Here is a 21,022-nt window from a genome sequence, read left to right as displayed (position 1 = left end):
GGATCTTGCCGTCCAGGAAAGTACCCGCCGTCAACACCACCGCCCGCGCCCGGAAGCGGATGCCGATCTGCGTCACGGCCCCGACCACCCGGTCGCCTTCCACCATCAGGTCGTCGACCGCCTGCTGGAACAGCGTCAGGTTGGCCTGGTTCTCCAGCCGGCGGCGGATCGCTGCCTTGTAGAGGATGCGGTCGGCCTGCGCCCGTGTCGCGCGCACCGCCGGCCCCTTGCTGGAGTTGAGGATGCGGAACTGGATCCCGCCCTCGTCGGTGGCGATCGCCATGGCGCCGCCCAGCGCGTCCACCTCCTTGACCAGGTGCCCCTTGCCGATCCCGCCGATCGACGGGTTGCAGGACATCTGACCCAGCGTCTCGATGTTGTGGGTGAGCAGCAGGGTCTTGCATCCCATGCGCGCGGACGCGAGGGCTGCCTCGGTGCCGGCGTGGCCGCCGCCAACGACGATGACGTCGAATTCTTCTGGATAAAGCATGGGGTGGGCGCCGATCCGGGCGCTGGGGGCCAAGGCTTGGCCGGTCTCAGGAAGGGGGAGATTTTACGAGGCGGGCGCCAACACTGCCGGCTGTGATGCAATGCACCCATGAAAGTCCTCGTCTTCGCCGGCAGTACCCGCATCGCGTCCCACAACCGCAAGCTGGCGCGCGAGGTCGCGGCGGTCACCCGCGAGCGCGGCGCCGACGTCACCCACCTGGAACTGGGCGACTACGACATCCCCATGTACAACGCCGACCTCGAGGCACGCGGCACGCCGGCGGACGTGATGAAGCTCAAGCAGGTGTTCTACGAACACCCGGCCTGGATCGTCTGCACCCCCGAATACAACGCGAGCTACCCGGCGCTGGTGAAGAACACGCTCGACTGGCTCTCCTCTCCGGTGAAGAACGACCCGGTCTGGAACGACGACTTCCGCTTCTCGCGCGGCAAGGTAGTGGGCGTACTGAGCGCGTCGCCGGGCGCACTGGGCGGCCTGCGTTCGCAAAGCCATCTCATCCCCCTGCTCTTCAACCTGCACTGCTGGGTGTCGCCGCGCACCTATGCGCTGGGGCGCGCCGGCGACGCCTTCGACGAACAAGGCCGCCTGAAAAGCGACGCCGACCGCCAGCGCGTCGCCACCGTCGTCGACCAGGTCCTATGGGCTGCGGAGCGCCTGCAGCAAGGCTGATGCGCTACGAAAACGAGAGCATCGGATGCCGCAGCGGCTGCGGCGCCTGCTGCATCGCGCCTTCGATCACCTCGCCGATCCCGGGTATGCCGCACGGCAAGCCCGCGGGGGTCCGGTGCGTGCAGCTCGACGCGGACAACCGGTGCAGCATCTTCGGCCAACCGGAGCGGCCGGCGTTCTGCGGGGGATTGCAGCCGTCGGCAGAGATGTGCGGGTCGAGCAGCCTGCATGCGATCCGTTGGCTGACGCAGCTGGAGCAGGCGACCGCCCCTTCCTTGTCATCGCGGGCTTGATCCGCAATCCATGGATCCCGGGTCAAGCGCGGGATGACAAGTCCGGCCTGACAGCGAAGAATGGGCCGCCAAGGAGACCCCCATGAACATCGCATCCCTGCGCGAAGTGGTTAGCGCCGAAGAGTGGAAGCTGCGCGTCGAACTCGCCGCCTGCTATCGCCTCGTCGCCCTGTACGGCTGGAGCGACCTGGTGTTCACGCACATCAGCGCGCGCATCCCCGGACCGGAGCACCACTTCCTGATCAACCCCTACGGGCTGATGTTCGACGAGATCACCGCCTCGTCCCTGGTGAAGGTGGACCAGGACTGCAACAAGGTGATCGACTCGCCCTTCCCCGTGAACCCCGCGGGCTTCGTGATCCACAGCTGCATCCACCAGGTCCGCGAAGACGCCGCGTGCGTGCTGCACACGCACAGCCGCGCCGGCGTCGCGGTGAGCGCGCAGAAATGCGGCGTGCTGCCGATCTCGCAGCAAAGCACTTTCGTGCTGGCCTCGCTCGCGTACCACGGCTACGAAGGCGTGGCGCTGCGCGACGACGAGAAGCCGCGGCTGCAGCAGGACCTCGGCACGAAGAACTTCCTCGTGCTGCGCAACCACGGGCTGCTGACGGTGGGACGCAGCATCCCCGATGCCTTCCTGAACATGTACATCTTCGAGAACACCTGCCGCATCCAGATCGATGCGCAGGCGGGTGGCGAGCTGATCCACGTCGACCCGCGCATCCTCGAAGGGCTCGCGCAGGTGATGAAGACCGTAACGGCCGGACAGGGCGCGAACATCGCGTGGCCGGCGCTGATCCGGAAACTGGATCGCACCGATCCTTCGTACAAGGAATGATCCGTCGTCCCCGCGCAGGCGGGGATCCAGAGCATTCCAGACACGCGCGCAGTGCGCTGCCTCCGACGCCCTGGATTCCCGCCTACGCGGGAATGACGAATTCCGCCGGCACCACCGGCCGCGGCCTCGGATCGTGCTCCAGCACCATCACTTCCTTGCGCGTGAGCTGCAGCTGGCCGAACATCGTCGCGAAGGCCACGTCCTTCGCATCGCGTCCCGTGCCGATGCGCACCACGCGATCGACCGGTGCCATGCCGGTCGGATCGAACAGCACCCAGTGGCCATCGAGCCAGGCCTCGAACAGCGCGTGGAAGTCCTGCGGCGGCTCGTCGAACCAGACGTAGCCCACCACGATGCGCGCGGGGATGTTCAGCGCGCGGCACATGGTGATGCCCACGTGCGCGAAGTCGCGGCACACGCCCCTGCACTGCTCGACCACCTGCTGCGCCGTGGTGTTGGAGTTGGTGCTGCCCGCCTGGTACCGCACGTGCCGCTGCACCCACTCCACGATCGCATGCACGCGCGCGTATCCCGGCGGCAGGTGCCCGAACAGGCGCAGTGCCTCGTTGCACATCAGGTCCGATTCGCAATAGCGCGTGGCGAGCAGGTAGGGAAAGATCTCGTCCGGCACCCGGCCCACCGGCGTCTCGCGCAGCGCGGTATCGGGCGGCGGCGTGTGCACTTCGACTTCCGCCTTGTAGTTCACTTTCAGCGGACCCGGCTGCGCATCGAAGCGGATGAAGCGGTTGCCGCTGCGCGGATCGGTGTGGCTGTGGGGATGGACGCCCGAGGAGATGGACAGCTTTTCGCTCAGGATCTTCTGCGTCGGCCAGTGCGCGGCCTCGATGTTGAAGCAGAAGTGGGTGGGGGAAAGGACGTGGTACTCGAGGACCGTCTCGACCGTCGAGAGGTGCATGCACTGCTCCGTGGAGAGCCTTTGGAGTCCCATGCTACGGAAGCGCGACCCGGCGGCACGATCGTCCGCCGCCGCCGAGCTTTGTAGGACACCGCGCTGGCGCGCGACTCGCCCTACTTGCTGCCGCCGCCGAACAGGCCGCGCAGCGATTCGCCGATCTTGCCGCCGGTGCTGGCGCCCGCGGCGGTGCCGGCGCCCGGCATCATCAGCGTGCCCACGGCCGCGCCGACCATCGCGCCGCGCGTGAGGTTCACGCTCGGCTCGTCGACCGTGCCGCCCACCGCGAGCGGCACGCCGAGCGCACCCCTGCTCTTCGAATGCAGGTCCACGTTGATCGTGCCGCTCAACGCCTTGTTCGGCGCGATCGACACGTTGCCGTTGGCGGCGAGGTTGCCGGAGGTCGCGACCAGGTTGGTCAGGTGCACCGCCTTGCCCTGCGTGGCCACCTGGCCCGCCAGCGTATCGATGTGGGTGACGCCGCCGCGGCTCAGGCCCACGGTCTGCACCGCCTTCATCAGGTCGATGCCGTCCACCACCGCGTCGCGCACGGTGAACTTCGTCTGCGTGTTCAGCGCGTCCACCAGCTGGCCGGGATCGCGGAATTCGGAACGCAGGGTGGTCTGCGCTTCCAGCTTGCCGGTCAGCGTCTTGGTGGGCGCCGTCAGCGCGGACACTTCGACGTTGGTGGTGGTGAGCTGCCCGGACAGCAGCTGCGCACCGCCCTTGGCGGGTTGCAGCTGCACCTTGCCTGCAATGCGGCCGCCGCCGATGTCGATGCGCACCGGCCAGTGGTCCGGCTCGCGCTTCACGTTGCCGTGCGTGCCGGCGAGCCGGCCCTGCACGATCTTGAACTGCGCCTGGTCCAGCAGGCCGTCGCCGCCGAGCTCGGCTTCGGCGTCGACCGTCATGCGCTGGCCCTTCTCGTCGATCCAGGTGATGTCGTCGAGCACGGCGCGCTTGGGCAGCAGCAGCGGCGCAGGCTCGCCGGTCGTCTTCACCGGTTTGGCCGGTGCGCCCTTGTCCTTCTTCGCCAGCGCGGCGGTCAACGCGCCGATGCCGGTCTGCGGCAACACCGCCTTGCGCACGATCAGGGTGGAGACCTCGAGCTTGCCGGCCAGCAGGCCCGACCACACCGGGCGCGCCTCGATGCGGCCGACCGTGATGGCGGGACGGGTCTGGATCTGCACGTCGTCGGCGGCCACCGCGGGCAGCGGCCACAGGTCGACCGAGAGCTTGCCCAGCTTGAAGGGAACGCCCAGCGCCGCGCTCGCCTGGCGTTCCACGCGGCCACGGAAATCATCGGTGCGCAGCCAGTGCTGCAGGGCGATCGCCACGCCGATCAGGAGGAGCAGGAAGGCGGCCAGCACGAGCGCCAGCCATTTCAGGAACTTGACCATGGAGCCATTGTCGCGAAGCAGGGCAGCAGGCCCAAGACGTGCACGGTTTCCTGGCTTTCGCTAGCATCGATTTGTTCACGCCGAACAACGCCACGAGAGGAAGAATGATGAAGCTTTACTACTCCCCCGGTGCCTGCTCGCTGTCGCCTCACATCGTGTTACGCGAAGCGGGCCTCGCTTTCGAGCCGGTGATGGCGCCCACCAAGACGCACCAGCTGCAGGACGGCACCGACTACTACAGCATCAACCCGCTCGGCTACGTGCCCATGCTGGAACTGGACGACGGCACCCGCCTGCGCGAAGGGCCGGCGATCGTGCAGTACGTCGCCGACCAGGCGCCGAACAGGAATCTCGCACCGGCCAACGGCACCCTCGCCCGCTACCGCCTGCAGGAGTGGCTCACCTTCATCGGCACCGAGATCCACAAGAGCTTCTCGCCGCTGTTCAACCCGAACATGCCGGAGGACGGCAAGAAGTCCTTCCGCGAAAAGCTCGCCTCCCGCTTCGCCTTCGTCGACAAGGAGCTGGCGAACAAGCAGTACGTCATGGGCGACCACTTCAGCGTGGCCGATGCGTACCTGTACACCGTGACGCGCTGGACCAAGCCGATGTCGATCGACATCTCCGGCTTGCCGAACCTGCTGGCGCACCACGCCCGCATCGAGGCGCGGCCGGCGGTGCAGGAGGCGCTGAAGCACGAGAAGCTGCAGTAACACGATCCTTGTCGTCCCGGGCCAGACCCGGGACCCACCTCGAGCTCGAACCGCATGGATTGCGGGTCGAGCCCGCAATGACAAAGAAAACATGAAGTCCCTTTTCGACCCCGTGCAGGTCGGTGCCCTGCATTTGTCCAACCGCGTCGTGATGGCCCCGCTCACGCGCAATCGTTCGCCGAATGCGGTCCCCACCGCGCTCACCGCGCAGTACTACGCGCAGCGCGCCTCCGCCGGCCTGCTGATCACCGAGGCCACCGCCATCAGCCACCAGGGCCAGGGTTACGCCGACGTCCCGGGCCTCTACGGCAGCGAACAGCTCGCGGGCTGGAAGCGCGTGACGCACGCCGTGCACGAGCGGGGCGGCCGCATCGTCTGCCAGCTCTGGCACGTGGGCCGGGTGTCGCACGTCACGCTGCAGCCGGATGGCGGCAAGCCGGTGGCGCCCTCCGCCATCACCGCCAGGACCAAGACCTTCCTGATCGAAGACGGCGGCGGCAGCTTCGTGCCGACCTCCGAGCCGCGCGCGCTCGACGCGAGCGAGCTGCCGGGCATCGTGCAGGACTTCCGCAACGCCGCGCGCCACGCGATCGCCAGCGCCGGCTTCGACGGCGTCGAGATCCACGGCGCCAACGGCTACCTCCTCGACCAGTTCCTCAAGACCGGCGCCAACCAGCGCAAGGACGATTACGGCGGCTCGATCGCCAACCGCGCGCGCCTGCTGCTGGAAGTCACGCGCGCCGTGGTGGAGGAGATCGGCGCCGGCCGCGTCGGCCTCCGGCTCTCGCCGGTCACGCCCGCCAACGACATCGTCGACGCGGACCCGCAAGCCTTGTTCGACTACGTCGTGCGGCAGCTCGCCCCGCTGGGCCTGGCCTACGTGCACGTGGTCGAAGGCGCCACCGGCGGCCCGCGCGAAGTGGAGGGGCGCCCCTTCGACTACGACGCGCTGCGCCGCGCCTGGCGCGAAGCGGGCGGCAAGGGCGCCTGGATGGTCAACAACGGCTACGACAAGGCGCTGGCACAGAAGGCGCTGGAACACGAGGCCGACCTCGTGGCCTTCGGCCGCGCGTTCATCGCGAACCCGGACCTGGTGGAACGGCTGCGTGCCAATGCACCGTGGAACCCGTGGGACAGCAAGACCTTCTATGGAGGCGGGGAGAAGGGGTACACGGATTACCCCACGCTCAAGTAGCCGTCGTTCCCGCGGAGGCGGGAACCCAGGGCATTGAAAAGCGGAAGCCCTGGATCCCCGCCGTCGCGGGGATGACGAATCAGGCCGGCCCGACCCCGATCGGCGCCGGCGTCCGCATCACGATGCGCGTGAACAGCCGGTCGTAGATCGGGTCGCGGTCCCCGCTCGCCAGCGGATCGCAGTGCGTGCGGAACGCCGCATCGAGCTGCACCCAGTCCTCCTCCCCCAGCCGCTGCTGCGCCACCGGCAGCAGCTCGGTTTCCTCGGTGCGCATGTGCGCGCGATAGAACTCCACGTAGCGGCGCGCGGCGTCCTCGAAGGCCGGACGGCGGCCGTCGCCCAGCAGCTCCCAGGCGAGCAGCAGGTGCTGCAGTTCGCGCACGCGCTGCTCGCCCTGCAGGTGGTCCTCCTCCAGCCGGCGGATCACGGGCATCAGTTCCGGCGCCACCCGCGCCAGCTTGGGAAACAGCAGGTCCGATTCCTTGGGGTGGTGGCGGCGCTCGGGAAATTCGTCGATGTAGAACAGCATGGCGCGCAGCACGTCGAAGAAGCGCTCCGGCTCTTCGTCGGGATCGCGCTCCAGCATCTGGAGCACGGAACGCAGCACCGCCGACACGGCGGCGTGCTCGTCGCGGATGATCTGCAAGGCGGCTTTGGGCATGGCATCGGTCTCCTGCCCCCAGAGTGGCACGGCCCCACCGCGCCTCCGTTGATGTACGTCAACGCACCCGCAGGCGCCAGCGCTTCAGCAGCAGCGCATTGGTCAGCACGCTGACGCTCGACAGCGCCATCGCCGCGCCCGCCACCACCGGGCTGAGGACACCGAGCGCGGCGAGCGGGATGCCCGCCACGTTGTATGCGAAGGCCCAGAACAGGTTCTGCCGGATCTTGCGCACCGTGCGATGCGAGATGTCCAGCGCACCGGCCACCAGCGAGACGTCGCCGCGCATCAGCGTGACGCCAGCCGCGTGCATCGCCACGTCGGTGCCGGTGCCCATCGCGATGCCGACGTCGGCGGCGGCGAGCGCCGGCGCATCGTTGACACCGTCGCCCACCATCGCCACCACGTGGCCGCCTTCACGCAGGCTGGCGACGCGCGCCGCCTTGTCGCCGGGCAGCACTTCGGCCATCACCTCCTGCGGCTGCAGGCCCAGGCGGCGCGCCATGCCGACGGCGGCGGCACGGTTGTCGCCCGAGATCATCATCAGGCGCAGGCCACGCTCGCGCAGCCGCGCGAGCGCCTCGGCCGCCTCGGGCTTCGGTTCGTCGGCGAAGGCGAGCAAGGCGCGCAACGCGAGGCCTTCGGTGACGCGCTCCACCAATGCCGACAGCGTGGCGCCTTCGCCTTGCAGCTTCTGCACCTGTGCATCGAGCGCCACCAGCGGCACGCCGAGTTCCTGCAGCCAGCGCAGGCTGCCGATCAGGTAGCTGCGGTCGCCAACCTCGCCCTCGGTGCCGCGGCCGGCGACCGCACGCACCGCGTCGGGCGCGGCGAACGCGATGCCACGTTCACGCGCCGCGGCCACCACCGCACGCGCCAGCGGATGCTCGCTGCCGCTTTGCAGGCTGGCGGCGGCGGACAACTGCGCTGCTTCGTCCACGCCGGGCGCCGCGACAAAGGCCACCAGCCGCGGCCGGCCCACGGTCAGCGTGCCGGTCTTGTCGAAAGCCACCAGGTCCACCTTGTGCGCGAGCTCCAGCGCCTGCGCGTCCTTGATCAGGATGCCCTGGCGCGCGGCCACGCCGGTGCCGGCCATGATCGCCGCCGGCGTCGCCAGCCCCAGCGCGCAGGGACAGGCGATCACCAGCACCGCCACCGCGTGGATCAGCGCGGGCTCGATGCCTTCGCCCGCCAGCAGCCAGCCCGCCAGCGTGAGCGCCGCGATCCCCAGCACCACCGGCACGAACACCGCCGACACCTGGTCCACCATGCGCTGGATCGGCGCCTTGGCCGCCTGCGCGTCCTCCACGAGGCGGATGATGTGCGACAGCACGCTCTCGCCGCCCACCGCGGTGGCGCGCATCACGATGCGGCCTTCGCCGTTGATGCTGCCGCCGGTGACGCGCTGGCCTTCGCGCCGGGCCACCGGCAGCGGCTCGCCGGTGAGCATGGATTCATCGACGTGCGTCTCGCCCTGCTCCACCACGCCGTCGGCCGGCACGCGCTCGCCGGGGCGCACCACCAGCTGGTCGCCCGCCATCACCTCGGCCAGCGGCAGGTCGGATTCGCCGCCGGCGCGCAGCAGCACGTGCGCGATCTCCGGGCGCAGCGCCTGCAGCGCGCGGATCGCCGCGGTGGTCTGGTGCTTGGCCCGCGCCTCCAGCCACTTCCCGAGCAGCACCAGCGTGATCACCACCGCCGAGGCCTCGAAATAGAGATGGCTTTGCTGCTGCGCCAGCCACAGCCACACCGACAGGCCCCAGCCCGCGCTGGTGCCGATCGCCACCAGCAGGTCCATGTTGCCCGTGCCGGCCTTCAGCGCATGCCAGCCGGCCTTGTAGAAGCGCGCGCCCAGCACGAACTGCACCGGCGTGGCCAAGAGGAACTGCACCCAGGCGGGCAGCATCCAGTGCCGGCCGAACAGCTCGCCGACCATGGGCATCAGCAGGGGCAGCGACAGCAGGATGCCCGCCGCGACCGGCGCGAAGCCGGCCCACGGCGACAGCTCCTGCGGTCCCGCCTGCTCCGGCGCGCGCGGCTCGTAGCCGGCGTTGCGCACCGCGCGGCGAATCTGCGCCTCCATCTCCTCCGAAGGCGCGAAGCTCACCCGCGCCGACTCGGTGGCGAGGTTGACCGTGGCATCGGTGACGCCCGGCACTTTCTTCAGCGCGCGCTCGACGCGGTTCACGCAGGACGCGCAGGTCATGCCGGCGACGCCGAGGTCCAGGGTGGCAGTGGTGGTGGTGTCCATGGCAGCGATGTTCGACCTTGCCATGATGGGAAGGTCAAGCCTTGATCCGGGTCAACCTTGCGCCGTGCAGGGTCAACGCGGGATCGAGATTGACCTTACCATGGTGGAAAGGTCCACGCTGCGTCCGTGTTCCACACCCTCCCCCAGAAAGGATCCCATGATGAACCAGACCTTCCAGGTGCAAGGCATGAGCTGCGGCCACTGCGTCGGCGCCGTCACCCAGGCCGTGAAGTCGGTCGACCCGCAGGCCGACGTGAAGGTGGACCTCGCCAGCGGCAAGGTGGAGGTGCAATCGCAGGGCGACCCCGCGGCGATCGCCAGGGCGATCGAGGAAGAAGGCTACAAGGTCGCCGCGTGAAGCCGGCCGCGGCGAGTGTCGCCTGGCCGGTGAATATCGGCGAAGCGGCGCGGCACTCGGGCGTCTCGGCCAAGATGGTGCGGCACTACGAGGGCCTGGGCCTGCTGCCGCGCGTCGCGCGCACGGACGGCGGCTACCGGCAATACAGCGAGAACGACGTGCACACGCTGCGCTTCATCAAGCGGGCGCGCGACCTCGGCTTCTCGATGGACGAGATCGCCGAACTGGTCGGCCTGTGGCAGAACCGGCGCCGCGCCAGCGCGAACGTGCGCAAGGTGGCGCAAAAGCACGCCGAAGACCTGGCCCAGCGGATCGCGGCGATGCAGGAAATGCAGCGCACGCTGCAGCACCTGATCCACTGCTGCCATGGGGACGAGCGGCCGGAGTGCCCGATCCTGGAAGAACTGGCACGTTGAGTTCATTCCCGCGCAGGCGGGAACCCAGGGCATGGAACGCGCGCACAGCGCGCTGCCCGAACGCCCTGGATCCCCGCCTCCGCGGGGATGACGAAGTACGCGGGGATACCGCGTTCACTTCGCCTGCTGCTTCTCCGCTTCCTCGATGGCCTTCTGCCAACGCAGCGCTTCCTCGCGTTGCGCATTCCGCAGCAGCCGCGTCGTGCCGGCGCCCATCGAACGCGTGTCGACGCCCGAGCGTTCCTGTGCCTGCTGCAGCGCTTCGCGCTGGGCCAGCACGGGCTCGTCCATCAGGATGACCGCGCCCGAGCTCTGGCGCTCGGTGGCGGGCAGCGGGGCCGTGTCCGTCATGGTGGTGGGTTCCGGCCTGGCCTGCGCGTACGCCGCGCCGGCAGCCACAAAGGCGGTCGACAGCACCGCGGCTGCCGCTCGCACGAAAGCCTGGTACCGCATGGTGACCTCCTTCGAAACGATCTGGTGGATCCCACTGTGGGCGTGCCCGTCCGTGGGAGACGTCCACGAACGTGGACGCTTCCCGTAGGACCGCAGCGACCCAGCCTGTACATGCCAGCAGCGGCCGGGCGCCCCGTTCTTTACACAGGGGAGACTTAGTCGCGATGGGGGCGAAACACAAGCTCTGCAGACTGCGCTGCAACGGGCCCGGAAGCGCGGCCCGCCCACACGAAAGGACTCCGAATGAAATCCCTCCGCCGCCACCTCCTGACCGCCGGCCTGCTCGCCGGCCTCGGCGTCGCCGCCGTGGCCCAGACCCAGATGCCCCCGGCCCCGCCGGCGGCACCGGGCGCCCCCCACATGCAAGGCGAGCGTCGCGGTCCGCACGGCGACCCGGCCCAGTTCCGCGCCCGCATGGAAGAGCGCATGGCGCGCCGCCTGGGCGAGCTGAAGACCAAGCTGCAGATCGCCCCCACGCAGGAAGGCGCCTGGACCGCCTGGACCACCGCGATGAAGCCGGCGCAGCACCAGCGTCCGGATCGCGCCGAGTTCGAGCGCCTGTCGACCCCCGAGCGCATCGACCGCCTCCGTGCCCAGCGCACCCAGCGCAACGCGGAAATGGACCAGCGCTTCGACGCCACCAAGACCTTCTACACCGCGCTGAACGCGGAACAGAAAAAAGTGTTCGACGGCGAGGCAATGCGCTTCATGCGCGGCGGCAAGCACGGCGGCCGTGGGCACGGTGGCCATCACCGCGGCTGATCGCCGGCCGACACACAAAAAAAGCCCGGGAGTCCCGGGCTTTTTCATGGCGCCTTCCCTCAGTACGACAGCACGTAGTAGGGCTGCCCCACGGTGATCTCGCTGTAGGGGATGGTCGCGCTGCCGACCACGATGGCGCTGTTGTCGCTCACCATCGCCGGCGCGCGGCTCACGACGTGGCGATGCGTGCGCATCTGCGCCCGGGCCGTCGCGGCGTCGAAGTCGATGTTCGGCTGCACGTATTCGTAGCGCACCACCGGCGTGCTGACCGTGCGAGTGGCCGTGCCCACGGTGGCCGCGCCGGCGCCGAGGGTCGTGGTGTCGACGCAGGTCGTGCAGGTGCCCACCAGGACGGTGGAGTCACCCATGGCCATCTGCTCCAGCGCGGTGTCGCTGCCCAGGTCCACCATGGTGCCATTGGGATAGAAGATGGCGTCGGCGTTGGCCGCGCCGGCCAGGGCCACGGCGCCGGCGAGGAACAGGGATCGGGTCAGGGTCGTCTTTTTCATGGAGTCACTCCGTTTCGATTCGAATGTCGTGGATGGCCCGGCGCAGGCGCCGGGTGCCTATGACAAGCAGTTTGGACTGCCCGCCGGCGCTGCCCTATCGGACGCGCGAGATGCCTGCCGTAGGACACGCCGGGCGCGCCACGACTTCGATTCCAGCCGATGAGGAACAAAAAAGCCCGGCAGGGCCGGGCTGACTTGCAGGGAGTCGGGAAGGGGCGGCTGGCGCCCGTCAGTAGTTCTGGATCGTCACCGTGTCGGGGCTGCTCAGCACCGGCGCGGGCAGCGTGTAGGTGTAGTGATGCGGCAGCATCGGCTGCGTCCAGGTCACCACCGGGCCCATGTAGGTCGTGGTCGTCACGATGGTCTCGGACGACGGCGGGGCGACCAGCACTGCGGGCGGCGCACCGAGCACGGTGGTGTCGATCCACACGCTGCCGTTGGCCGCTTCGGTCATCGGCGTCTGCTGGTCGGCGCCGGATACGCTGAGGCTGGGTTGGCCGGGCTGCTCGGGCTGGTCCGGCACCTGCGCTTGCGCGACGCCGGCAGCGGCGAGGACGCCGGACAGCAGCAACACGCGGGAAATGGAAGTCTTGTTCATGATGAGGCTCCGTACTGATCTGTGTGAAACGCCCGGCACGACACCGGGCTCCGTGTGTTTCACAGTTTGGAGTCCTCGCGGCCGCAGCCTATCGGACATGCCCGACCATGGCCGTAGGACCACCCGGGCGAGCGGCAGGGTCGCTCAAAAGCGGCGCACGTAGCGCGCCTGGATGAAATCCTGGCCCGGATTGGGCCGTTTCAGGCCGCCGTTGGACACGTGCACCCAGCGCAGTCCCAGCTCGTGTTCGTGCTCCTCGCCGAAGCTGCGGCCGACACCCAGCATGTCGTAGAAATTCCAGCGCGAGCCGAAGCGCTTGCGCGACGTCTCGAACTCCTGGTCCATCCAGCTCGCGCCGATGCCCAGCTCGATGAAATACGGCGAGGCGCCGCGCGACAGGCGCATGCGCAGCGAAGGCAGCACCACGATCTGCGTCAGGCTGTCGTGGCTCGAACCCAGCGCGTTGTAGCGCCAGTGGTTCAACATCACTTCGGTGTGGGCCGTGAGCTCGGCCTTGCGGCGCATGCGCTGGAAGTCCCAGTCCCAGACGATGCCGACCCCGGCCATGGACGTGCCCTTGCCGCCGGCGCCCGCCTGCAGCGACGCGCCATCCGGCGTCCAGTCGAACGCATGGGCCGCCGGGAGGCCGGCGGCGCAAACGCCGGCGAGGAGCACGCGCGCGAGTTTCGTTGTTGTCATGTCGGTCGTCGTTGTGATGGAGGGCCTTGCGCGGGACGCTGCCTCGGCTTTTGGCGCAGTGTGCATCGGAAACGTCGAACGCGGGGGACTGCGCCCGCCGAAACCCGCGACACCGAATCAGGCGGCCGTCCTACGCCTGTGCTGCAGCGGGCCATCTACAAAAGATGTCTCCATGTACAACGACCAGAACGCACCCATGAGAGAGACGGCGCAGGCCGCGGCCGAGGCGCCGCGCCTGACGGTGATGACCGTCAACATCCACAAGGGCTTCACCACGTTCAACCGCCGCTTCATCCTGCCCGAGCTGCGCGACGCCGTGCGCAAGATCGGCGCCGACGTGGTGTTCATGCAGGAGGTGCTGGGCACGCACGAAGGCCACGGCAAGAAGATCGAGGACTGGCCCGACGCGCCGCACTACGAATTCCTGGCCGACAGCATCTGGCCGCAGTTCGCCTACGGCCGCAACATGGTCTATCCCAAGGGCCACCATGGCAACGCCGTGATGTCCAAGTTCCCCATCGTCGAGTACCAGAACCACGACGTGTCGATCGCGGGCCCGGAAAAGCGCGGCCTTCTGCACTGCGTGCTGAAGATCCCGGGTTACCAGCAGGAGGTGCATGCGATCTGCGTGCACCTGGGCCTGGCCGAGGCCCACCGCCAGCACCAGCTCGACCTGCTGTGCCGGATCTCGCACACGGAGGTGCCGGCCGACGCGCCGCTGATCGTGGCCGGCGACTTCAACGACTGGCGCCGGCGCGCCAACGACAAGCTGTGGAACGACGCCGGGCTGCGCGAGATCTTCGTCACCGCCTATGGCGAACCGGCCAAGACCTTCCCGGCGATCTTCCCCGTGCTGTCGCTGGACCGGATCTACGTGCGCAACTGCTCGGTGCACCTGCCCGTGGTGCTGCCGCGCAAGCCCTGGTCGCACCTGTCCGACCACGCGCCGCTCGTGGCCGAGATCCACCTTTGAAGCGCGAGGGCTGCCCATGGAACGCCGCTGGATTCCCGGCAACCAGTTCACGCTGCTGGAAAACGGCGAGGAGTTCTTCCCGCGCGTGTTCGCCTGCATCGCCAACGCGCGGCGCGAGGTGATCGTCGAGACCTTCATCCTGTTCGAGGACAAGGTCGGCATGCAGCTGCACCAGGCGCTGATCGCGGCGGCGCGCCGCGGCGCGCAGGTCGACGTCACGGTCGACGACTGGGGCTCGCCCGACTTCTCCGAGTATTTCCTGTCTTCGCTGAAAGAGGCGGGCGTGCGCATCCACGCCTTCAACCCGGGACCGCGTCCCTTCGGCATGCGACCGCACCTGCTGCGCCGCATGCACCGCAAGATCGCGGTGATCGACCGCGAGGTGGCCTTCGTCGGCGGCATCAATTTCTCGGCGGACCACCTGGGCGACTTTGGCCCGGAGGCCAAGCAGGACTACGCGGTGGAGATCCACGGCCCGCTGGTGGCCGAGATCCACCGCTTCTGCCATGCGGCGCTGGCCGAAGGCCTGCGCTATGCGGGGCCGCGCCGGCAATGGTGGCGCTGGCGCAAGCAGTTCCGCACCGACCCCGGGCAGCTGCCGCACAGCGGCCCGGCCGAAGCGCTGTTCGTCACGCGCGACAACCGCCGCCACCTGGACGACATCGAGCGGCACTACCGCATCGCGATCCGCGCGGCGAAGAAGCGCATCCTCATCGCCAACGCCTACTTCTTTCCCGGCTACCGCTTCATCCGCGAGCTGAAACGCGCGGCGCGGCGCGGCGTCGACGTGCGGCTGATCCTGCAGGGCGAGCCCGACATGCCCTTCGTGAAGACGGCCGCCAGCATGCTGTACCACCACCTGCTGCGCGCCGGCGTGCGCATCTACGAATACTGCGAGCGGCCGCTGCACGGCAAGGTGGCGGTGATGGACGACGAGTGGAGCACCGTCGGCTCCAGCAACCTCGATCCCATGAGCCTGGTGTTCAACCTCGAGGCCAACGTGATCATCCGCGACCGCGGCTTCACGCAGGCTCTGGCGGCCAATCTCGACCAGCTGACCTGCGACGCCTGCAACGAGATCACGCTGGCCAGCCTCGGCGAACTCAAGGGCTGGTCGCTGGTGCAGAGCTTCCTCGCCTTCCACTTCACGCGCCGCTACGGGGCCTGGGCCACGCTGCTGCCCCGGCACGTGCCGCGCCTGCTGCCGCCCGCGCCGAACGCCGGCAAGGCGGTGCCCGCGGCCTTCGCGGGCCTGAAGGAAAGGAAGGCATGAAGTTCACCCACCATCCCTGGTGGCCCTGGACCAGGCGCATCGTCGCCGCTGTCTTCTTCCTGGTGGTGACCGGCCTGCTGGTCCGCTATGCGCGCGGCGTGGACTGGGGCGAGGTGAAGCGAAGCCTGGTGGAACTGCCGCGCGAGGTCCTGCTGCAGGCCTTCGGCCTGGCCGCGGTCAGCCACCTGGTCTACAGCCTGCTGGACCTGGTGGGGCGCCACTACACCGGGCACCGCCTGAGCAAGCGCAAGGTGATGCAGGTGAGCTTCACGAGCTATGCCTTCAACCTGAACCTCGGCTCGCTCGTGGGCGGCATCGGCTTTCGCTACCGGCTCTACACCAAGCTCGGGCTGCGCTACGGACAGATCACGCGCATCGTGACGCTGTCGATGATCACCAACTGGATCGGCTACATCCTGCTGGCCGGCATCGTGTTCACGGTCGGGCCGCTGGAACTGCCGCCGCGCTGGGGCATCGACAGCGAGGAGTTGCGCCTGTTCGGCGTGGCGCTGCTCGGCGCGAGCGTCGCCTACCTCGGCCTGTGCGCCTTCGCGCGCCAGCGCAGCTGGAACGTGCGCGGCCACGACATCGAACTGCCCAGCCTGCGCATGGCGCTCGGGCAGCAGGGCATTTCGTGCACGCACTGGCTGTTCATGGCCGCCGTGCCCTGGGTGCTGCTGCAGGGCCAGGTGCCTTACACGAGCGTGCTGCCGGTGATGCTGGTCGCGGCCATCGCCGGCGTGCTCTTGCACGTCCCCGCAGGCTTGGGCGTGACCGAGGCGGTGTTCATCGCCCTGCTGTCGCACCGCGTGCCCGAGCACCAGCTGCTGGGCGCGCTGCTCGCCTACCGCGCCGTCTACTACCTGGTGCCCCTGGTCGCGGGTGCGCTGCTGTACCTCAAGCTCGAGGTGCATACGCGCAAGCCCTTGCCGGCCACATGATGCATTTGCATACCCTGAGCCCCGCTGCGGGGGCTTTTTCCTCACAATCCGAGTCATGGAGACGAAGAGCGACACGAGTCCGCTGAATGCGCTGTTCAACCCGCTGGCCGGGTTGGAGGCGGCCGCGCAATGGAATGCGGCGGCGTACGAGTGGATGACGCAGGGCTGGCAGCAGTGGTGGTCGCTGATGGCAGCGCCGCTGAATCTCGTGCCTTCGAACTTCGCCAGCCCCAGCTACTTCGTCACCCCCGCGCAGGCGGGGGCCCAGGGCATCGAAACGCGTTCCGCGCGCGCTTCCGTGGAAGCCCTGGATTCCCGCCTCCGCGGGAATGACGGCCGCACGCGGGACGACAAGCCCGCAGCGCGCGCCAAAGTCCCGGACAACGCGAAATCGAAACGCGGCGCCCGCCCGAAGAAGGCGGGTGCCAAGGGCCGCGCACGGAGTTGAGTGCCATGAACCGGGACCTCGACATGGAAGTGAAGTTGGCAGGCCAGACCGACCTGGCGGGTTTCCGTTCCGAAGTGCGCCAGCTGCTCGCGCAGCAAATTCCGCCCGACGAGGTGCAGTGGCACCTCGAGCCACCCGCCGATCCCTTCGAAGACCCGCAGTCGCCGCAATCCAGCCGGCCGAAGAACGTTGCGCGCGCCGCCACGGCGATCGTCCCCGCCTCGTTCACGCGCCTGTGCGAGTTCGTGGTGCTGCATCGCGACTGCGAGCGTTTCTCGCTGCTCTATCGGCTGCTGTGGCGCCTGGTGCACGAGCCCGGGCTGCGCAACGACCCGATCGACCCCGACATGCTGCAGGCGCAGCACATGGCGCATGCGGTACGCCGCGACATCCACAAGATGAAGGCCAACCTGCGCATGCGCGTGCTGGCCGGCGCGCAGGGCCGGGAGATGCAGGTGGGCTGCTACGAGCCCGCGCACCACGTCGTCGAGGCGGTGGCGCCCTGGTTCGCCAAGCGCATCCCCTGCGGGCGCTGGGCGATCTTCACGCCGGAGCGCAGCGTGCGCTGCGAGGAGGGCCGCCTGCTGTTCGGCCCCGGCGTGCCCTCGCGCGAGCTGCCGGGCCACGACGGCACGGATGCGGACTGGCTGGCGTGCTACGAGCGCGTGTTCGCCCCGCACGACCGGGCCGCGGCGGATGCCTGAGCCGCATCCGCAAGAGTCCGGCGGTGCGCCTACATCCGTCCGCGCTGCTGCGTGTCGATTCCGAGGATCGCGAGGCGGCGTTCGAAGCGTTCGTCCAGGACCTGCGGCAGGCACAGCGGGTGTTCCGCCGTTGACGGCCGCGGCAGGTCCGCGCAGGCCACCGGCGGCAGCGGGTTCATCTGCTGTTCGATCACGTGCGGCCGGCGCAGGTTGAGCCCTGCCCCGTCGGAACCCTGCAGCCCGATGCCGCCCTGCGGCGGGCCGGCCATTGCGCCCAGCCCCGCCTGCGCACCCGCCATCAGTGGCCGGCCCTGGAAGACGGCCTGCGCATTCGGGCTCATGTTGTTGGCCGACGCCTGCCCGAAGGCCTCGAACGCCATCAGCCCGAGCAACAGCACGAGCGCGACGCCGATCCAGTGGGTGGGGTGGTGCGGATAGGGTTTCATGGCGATGCTCCTGACCATGGATGCAGTTTGGTCGCGCCGGCGCAAAAGGCCAGCACCCATGGTGCGGGAGGTGTCGTAGGAGAAGGACGACCCCGACCTTGTCGTCCCGGGCTTGACCCGGGATCCATGGATTGCGGGTCGAGCCCGCAATGACAAGGAACAACTGCAAGCTGAAGCGTTACAGCTCGCTGCTAAACTCCGCGCGCCTCTCATGCTGCCGTATCGATGACTGTCGCACTCGCAGGACGCGCCCCTGCCACCTTCGAGATCAAAAGCGCGAACCTGCCCCTCGTCGCGCTGCTGCTGAAGTCGTCCGACCTGCAACTTCTGTCGCAGGAACTGCAGGGCCGCTTCGGCGACATCCCCGATTTCTTCGACAACGACCCGCTGGTGGTGGATCTCGCCCCGCTGGGCGAGGCCGACGTCGACTTCGGCGAGCTGGTCCAGCTGCTGAAGGGCTACAAGGTCGTGCCGATGGCGGTGCGGGGCGGAACCGAGAGCCAGATGGAGGCGGCGGCGAAGGTGGGACTGGTGCGGGCGCCGGATGCCCTCACGGAGCGCAGCGCCCCCACCCCGGCCCTCCCCCAGAGGGGGAGGGAGGAACAGCCGAAGACGGTCGAAGTGCCGTCGCTGGTGATGCAGCCGCCTGCCGTGACCAGCGCCCTCGTCATCGACAAGCCGATCCGCTCCGGCCAGCAGGTCTACGCGCGCGGTCGCGACCTGGTCGTCATGGCCATGGTCAACGCCGGCGCCGAGGTCGTCGCCGATGGAAACATCCACGTTTATGCGCCGCTGCGGGGCAAGGCCATCGCAGGGGCCAGGGGCGATGCGAATGCCCGCATCCTGACGCTGTGCCTGGAGCCCGAGCTGGTTTCCATTGCCGGCGTCTACCGTACCAGCGAAGTCCCGCTGCCCAAGTCATTGCACGGCAAGCCGGCCCAGATCCGCCTCGAGGGCGATCGGCTGGTGATGGTGCCGCTGAAAACGTAAAGGAATCCCATGGCAAAGATCATCGTCGTCACTTCCGGCAAGGGCGGGGTCGGCAAGACCACCACCAGCGCCAGCTTCGCCAGCGGCCTGGCCCTGCGCGGGCACCGCACGGCCGTCATCGACTTCGACGTCGGCCTGCGCAACCTGGACCTGATCATGGGTTGCGAGCGGCGCGTGGTCTACGACTTCGTCAACGTGATCCACGGCGAGGCGACGCTGAACCAGGCGCTGATCAAGGACAAGCACAACGACAACCTGTCGGTGCTGGCCGCCAGCCAGACCCGCGACAAGGAAGCCCTGACCAAGGAAGGCGTCGAGAAGGTCCTGAAGGACCTGGACACCATGGGCTTCGAGTTCATCGTCTGCGATTCGCCCGCCGGCATCGAAACCGGCGCGCTGATGGCCATGCACTTCGCCGACGAGGCGCTGATCGTCACCAACCCCGAAGTCAGCTCGGTGCGCGACTCCGACCGCATCCTGGGCATGCTTTCCAGCAAGACCAAGCGGGCGATCGACGGCAAGGAAGCGATCAAGGAACACCTGCTGATCACCCGCTACAACCCCAGCCGGGTGGACGCCGGCCACATGCTGTCGCTGGAGGACATCCAGGACATCCTGCGCATCCCGCTGATCGGCGTGATCCCGGAAAGCGAGTCGGTGTTGCAGGCGAGCAACCAGGGCACCCCCGCGATCCACATCAAGGGCAGCGACGTCAGCGAGGCCTACGGCGATGTCGTGTCCCGGTTCCTGGGCGAGGACCGGCCGCTGCGCTTCGTCGACCCGCAGAAGGCCGGGCTGCTGAAACGCCTGTTCGGGAGGAAATAAGTGATGTCCCTGCTGACCTTCCTGCTCGGGGAGAAGAAGAAGACCGCCAGCGTGGCCAAGGAAAGGCTGCAGATCATCCTGGCGCACGAGAGGAGCGGCCGCAATCCGGGCGGCGCGCCCGACTACCTGCCGGCGCTGCAGAGGGACCTGATCGCGGTCATCAGCAAGTACGTGAAGATCGACCCCTCGCACCTGAAGGTGGACGTGGCCCGGCAGGACAACCTGGAAGTGCTCGAGGTCAAGATCGAGCTGCCCGAGGTAGCACGCTAACCAAAACGCACACTGTCAGCATTGACAGGCTTGACAGCGGGGGTCCTGTCAAGCGATAAAACACGGATGAGCAGTTCCGTCATCATTCGCGTCACGCATCGGTACAGCGCCCATGCGGATCGGGTGTTCGACGCCTGGCTCACGCCCAGCCAGGCCTCGCGTTTCCTGTTCCGCACCCGCACCGGCAACGTGATGCGCTGCGAGATCACGCCCGAGGTCGGCGGCGGCTTCACCGTCACCGACCGCCGTCCCACCGCCGATGGCGACGAAAGCGTCTTCGACGTCGTGCACATGGGCCGCTACCTGGAAATCACCCGTCCGCGCCGCCTGGTGTTCGACCTGAGCGTGCTCACCTTCGGCCACGACGACCCCACCCGCGTCACCGTGGACGTCACGCCGCTCGGGCCGCAGGCGAGCGAAGTGGTATTGACCCACGAGCTGGGCTCCAGCGAACTGGCGCGCATGACCGAAGAGAGCAGCCGCCGGACCTGGGTGAACATGCTGGCCCTGATCGAACGCGAGCTGTTCCCGCGGCGCGTCGGCGTGCAGCTCTAAAGCCCTGGATCCCCGCCCGCGCGGGGATGACGAGGGACTACGGGAAAGTTCTAGTCACCGCGAGCCCTCGCCTTCCGTTGTGGCGGAGTGGAGCTTCGTGGGGATTCATCATGGCCACAGCCGACACTTTCGTTCCCGGTAACGTCGTCGTTGCCGCCTTGCTGCCGCAAGCGGTGCACAGCTTCGATCCTGTCCTGCGCCGGCTGCTCGCCGGCCAGCAATTCTTCGTGAAGCTCGAAGACGGCCGCTGGCGGCCGCAAGGGTGCGCACTGGGGCTGGGGTGCTGCTGCTTCGAGTTCAGCGACCTGCAGGCGCCGGAATTGCGGGACTAGCCCGCCTGAAGCGTCGGGGTTCGGGC

The 21,022-nt window shown here is 68.5% G+C and carries 28 protein-coding genes; 18 read left to right on the top strand and 10 right to left on the bottom strand.

What is annotated here, in order from left to right:
- On the bottom strand, nt 1-490 hold a 490-nt coding region (locus VF522_RS21905; protein ID WP_330910444.1), incomplete at its 3' end, for an FAD-dependent oxidoreductase.
- A gap of 108 nt (nt 491-598) precedes the next feature.
- Here VF522_RS21905 and VF522_RS21900 point away from each other — a divergent pair.
- From VF522_RS21900 to VF522_RS21890, 3 genes are all read left to right on the top strand, one after another.
- Nucleotides 599-1,180 (top strand): NAD(P)H-dependent oxidoreductase, encoded by a 582-nt coding sequence (locus VF522_RS21900; protein ID WP_330910443.1) that lies wholly within the window; start codon nt 599-601, stop codon nt 1,178-1,180.
- Nucleotides 1,180-1,473, top strand: a complete 294-nt coding sequence (locus tag VF522_RS21895) for a YkgJ family cysteine cluster protein (RefSeq protein WP_330910442.1) — start codon at nt 1,180-1,182, stop codon at nt 1,471-1,473. Before VF522_RS21900 ends, VF522_RS21895 begins: the two co-directional genes overlap by 1 nt.
- Before the next feature lie 82 nt (nt 1,474-1,555).
- Nucleotides 1,556-2,311 (top strand): class II aldolase/adducin family protein, encoded by a 756-nt coding sequence (locus VF522_RS21890; protein ID WP_330910441.1) that lies wholly within the window; start codon nt 1,556-1,558, stop codon nt 2,309-2,311.
- Nucleotides 2,312-2,393: 82 nt separating this feature from the next.
- On the opposite strand, the gene VF522_RS21885 is transcribed toward VF522_RS21890, so the two are convergent.
- Together VF522_RS21885 and VF522_RS21880 are read right to left on the bottom strand one after the other, a co-directional pair.
- A complete protein-coding gene (locus VF522_RS21885; RefSeq protein ID WP_330910440.1) occupies nt 2,394-3,227 on the bottom strand; it encodes a transglutaminase family protein in 834 nt (277 codons plus the stop codon).
- Nucleotides 3,228-3,340: 113 nt separating this feature from the next.
- Nucleotides 3,341-4,624: an AsmA family protein gene (locus tag VF522_RS21880; RefSeq protein WP_330910439.1), complete on the bottom strand. Its 1,284-nt coding sequence runs from the start codon at nt 4,622-4,624 to the stop codon at nt 3,341-3,343.
- A 107-nt stretch (nt 4,625-4,731) separates the two neighbouring features.
- Between VF522_RS21880 and gstA the strand changes: the two genes are divergently transcribed.
- Both gstA and VF522_RS21870 read left to right on the top strand, forming a co-directional pair.
- Entirely contained in the window at nt 4,732-5,337 is a 606-nt protein-coding gene (gene gstA / locus VF522_RS21875; protein WP_330910447.1) for a glutathione transferase GstA, read from the top strand.
- Between the two features lie 91 nt (nt 5,338-5,428).
- A complete protein-coding gene (locus VF522_RS21870) occupies nt 5,429-6,532 on the top strand; it encodes an alkene reductase (RefSeq protein ID WP_330910438.1) in 1,104 nt (367 codons plus the stop codon).
- 79 nt (nt 6,533-6,611) lie between these two features.
- Here VF522_RS21870 and VF522_RS21865 read toward each other — a convergent pair whose 3' ends face one another.
- Nucleotides 6,612-7,193 carry a hemerythrin domain-containing protein gene (locus VF522_RS21865; RefSeq protein ID WP_330910437.1) on the bottom strand — a complete coding sequence of 194 codons (582 nt, stop codon included), beginning with the start codon at nt 7,191-7,193 and terminating at the stop codon, nt 6,612-6,614.
- A 58-nt stretch (nt 7,194-7,251) separates the two neighbouring features.
- Complete coding sequence (locus tag VF522_RS21860; protein WP_330910436.1) at nt 7,252-9,444, bottom strand: heavy metal translocating P-type ATPase; 2,193 nt, start codon at nt 9,442-9,444, stop codon at nt 7,252-7,254.
- Between the two features lie 160 nt (nt 9,445-9,604).
- Between VF522_RS21860 and VF522_RS21855 the strand changes: the two genes are divergently transcribed.
- Both VF522_RS21855 and cueR read left to right on the top strand, forming a co-directional pair.
- Entirely contained in the window at nt 9,605-9,802 is a 198-nt protein-coding gene (locus VF522_RS21855) for a heavy-metal-associated domain-containing protein (protein WP_330910446.1), read from the top strand.
- Entirely contained in the window at nt 9,799-10,218 is a 420-nt protein-coding gene (cueR, locus tag VF522_RS21850; RefSeq protein ID WP_330910435.1) for a Cu(I)-responsive transcriptional regulator, read from the top strand. Before VF522_RS21855 ends, cueR begins: the two co-directional genes overlap by 4 nt.
- 114 nt (nt 10,219-10,332) lie before the next feature.
- Here cueR and VF522_RS21845 read toward each other — a convergent pair whose 3' ends face one another.
- Nucleotides 10,333-10,671: a hypothetical protein gene (locus tag VF522_RS21845; protein WP_330910434.1), complete on the bottom strand. Its 339-nt coding sequence runs from the start codon at nt 10,669-10,671 to the stop codon at nt 10,333-10,335.
- A gap of 243 nt (nt 10,672-10,914) precedes the next feature.
- On the opposite strand from VF522_RS21845, the gene VF522_RS21840 reads away from it, so the two are divergent.
- Entirely contained in the window at nt 10,915-11,433 is a 519-nt protein-coding gene (locus tag VF522_RS21840; RefSeq protein WP_330910433.1) for a Spy/CpxP family protein refolding chaperone, read from the top strand.
- A 59-nt stretch (nt 11,434-11,492) separates the two neighbouring features.
- On the opposite strand, the gene VF522_RS21835 is transcribed toward VF522_RS21840, so the two are convergent.
- From VF522_RS21835 to VF522_RS21825, 3 genes are all read right to left on the bottom strand, one after another.
- Nucleotides 11,493-11,942 carry a hypothetical protein gene (locus VF522_RS21835; protein WP_330910432.1) on the bottom strand — a complete coding sequence of 150 codons (450 nt, stop codon included), beginning with the start codon at nt 11,940-11,942 and terminating at the stop codon, nt 11,493-11,495.
- 229 nt (nt 11,943-12,171) lie between these two features.
- Nucleotides 12,172-12,540, bottom strand: a complete 369-nt coding sequence (locus VF522_RS21830) for a hypothetical protein (RefSeq protein WP_330910430.1) — start codon at nt 12,538-12,540, stop codon at nt 12,172-12,174.
- Nucleotides 12,541-12,684: 144 nt separating this feature from the next.
- On the bottom strand, nt 12,685-13,239 hold the full coding sequence (locus tag VF522_RS21825) for an acyloxyacyl hydrolase (protein ID WP_330910429.1): 555 nt from the start codon (nt 13,237-13,239) through the stop codon (nt 12,685-12,687).
- Between the two features lie 172 nt (nt 13,240-13,411).
- Here VF522_RS21825 and VF522_RS21820 point away from each other — a divergent pair, with 172 nt between their 5' ends.
- The 5 genes from VF522_RS21820 to VF522_RS21800 are packed head-to-tail and all read left to right on the top strand — an operon-like array spanning nt 13,412 to nt 17,578.
- Nucleotides 13,412-14,212 carry an endonuclease/exonuclease/phosphatase family protein gene (locus tag VF522_RS21820; protein WP_414709573.1) on the top strand — a complete coding sequence of 267 codons (801 nt, stop codon included), beginning with the start codon at nt 13,412-13,414 and terminating at the stop codon, nt 14,210-14,212.
- A 16-nt stretch (nt 14,213-14,228) separates the two neighbouring features.
- Nucleotides 14,229-15,485, top strand: a complete 1,257-nt coding sequence (gene clsB, locus VF522_RS21815; protein ID WP_330910428.1) for a cardiolipin synthase ClsB — start codon at nt 14,229-14,231, stop codon at nt 15,483-15,485.
- A complete protein-coding gene (locus VF522_RS21810; RefSeq protein ID WP_330910427.1) occupies nt 15,482-16,426 on the top strand; it encodes a lysylphosphatidylglycerol synthase domain-containing protein in 945 nt (314 codons plus the stop codon). The genes clsB and VF522_RS21810 overlap by 4 nt, the downstream gene beginning before the upstream one ends.
- Nucleotides 16,427-16,481: 55 nt before the next feature.
- Complete coding sequence (locus VF522_RS21805; protein ID WP_330910426.1) at nt 16,482-16,874, top strand: hypothetical protein; 393 nt, start codon at nt 16,482-16,484, stop codon at nt 16,872-16,874.
- A 5-nt stretch (nt 16,875-16,879) separates the two neighbouring features.
- Nucleotides 16,880-17,578, top strand: coding sequence for a DUF4130 domain-containing protein (locus tag VF522_RS21800; RefSeq protein ID WP_330910425.1), 699 nt, complete (start codon nt 16,880-16,882; stop codon nt 17,576-17,578).
- A gap of 29 nt (nt 17,579-17,607) precedes the next feature.
- On the opposite strand, the gene VF522_RS21795 is transcribed toward VF522_RS21800, so the two are convergent.
- Nucleotides 17,608-18,024: a hypothetical protein gene (locus tag VF522_RS21795; protein WP_330910424.1), complete on the bottom strand. Its 417-nt coding sequence runs from the start codon at nt 18,022-18,024 to the stop codon at nt 17,608-17,610.
- Between the two features lie 225 nt (nt 18,025-18,249).
- On the opposite strand from VF522_RS21795, the gene minC reads away from it, so the two are divergent.
- The 5 genes from minC (at nt 18,250) to VF522_RS21770 (ending at nt 20,996) form a co-directional block, all read left to right on the top strand.
- The gene (minC, locus tag VF522_RS21790; RefSeq protein ID WP_330910423.1) at nt 18,250-19,014 is read left to right on the top strand and encodes a septum site-determining protein MinC; all 765 of its coding nucleotides are present in this window, start codon (nt 18,250-18,252) and stop codon (nt 19,012-19,014) included.
- 9 nt (nt 19,015-19,023) lie between these two features.
- On the top strand, nt 19,024-19,839 hold the full coding sequence (gene minD, locus VF522_RS21785) for a septum site-determining protein MinD (protein ID WP_330910422.1): 816 nt from the start codon (nt 19,024-19,026) through the stop codon (nt 19,837-19,839).
- A 3-nt stretch (nt 19,840-19,842) separates the two neighbouring features.
- Nucleotides 19,843-20,109 carry a cell division topological specificity factor MinE gene (gene minE / locus VF522_RS21780; protein ID WP_330910421.1) on the top strand — a complete coding sequence of 89 codons (267 nt, stop codon included), beginning with the start codon at nt 19,843-19,845 and terminating at the stop codon, nt 20,107-20,109.
- A 66-nt stretch (nt 20,110-20,175) separates the two neighbouring features.
- Entirely contained in the window at nt 20,176-20,664 is a 489-nt protein-coding gene (locus VF522_RS21775; RefSeq protein WP_330910420.1) for an SRPBCC domain-containing protein, read from the top strand.
- A gap of 110 nt (nt 20,665-20,774) precedes the next feature.
- On the top strand, nt 20,775-20,996 hold the full coding sequence (locus tag VF522_RS21770; RefSeq protein WP_330910419.1) for a hypothetical protein: 222 nt from the start codon (nt 20,775-20,777) through the stop codon (nt 20,994-20,996).
- Nucleotides 20,997-21,022 lie beyond the last annotated feature (26 nt).

Origin of the sequence: Ramlibacter sp. (genome assembly GCF_036383835.1) — a bacterium.
Classification (GTDB): Bacteria; Pseudomonadota; Gammaproteobacteria; order Burkholderiales; family Burkholderiaceae_C; genus Ramlibacter.
Note: the sequence above shows the minus strand (reverse complement) of the source record. Positions and strands in the feature narration are given on the sequence as shown.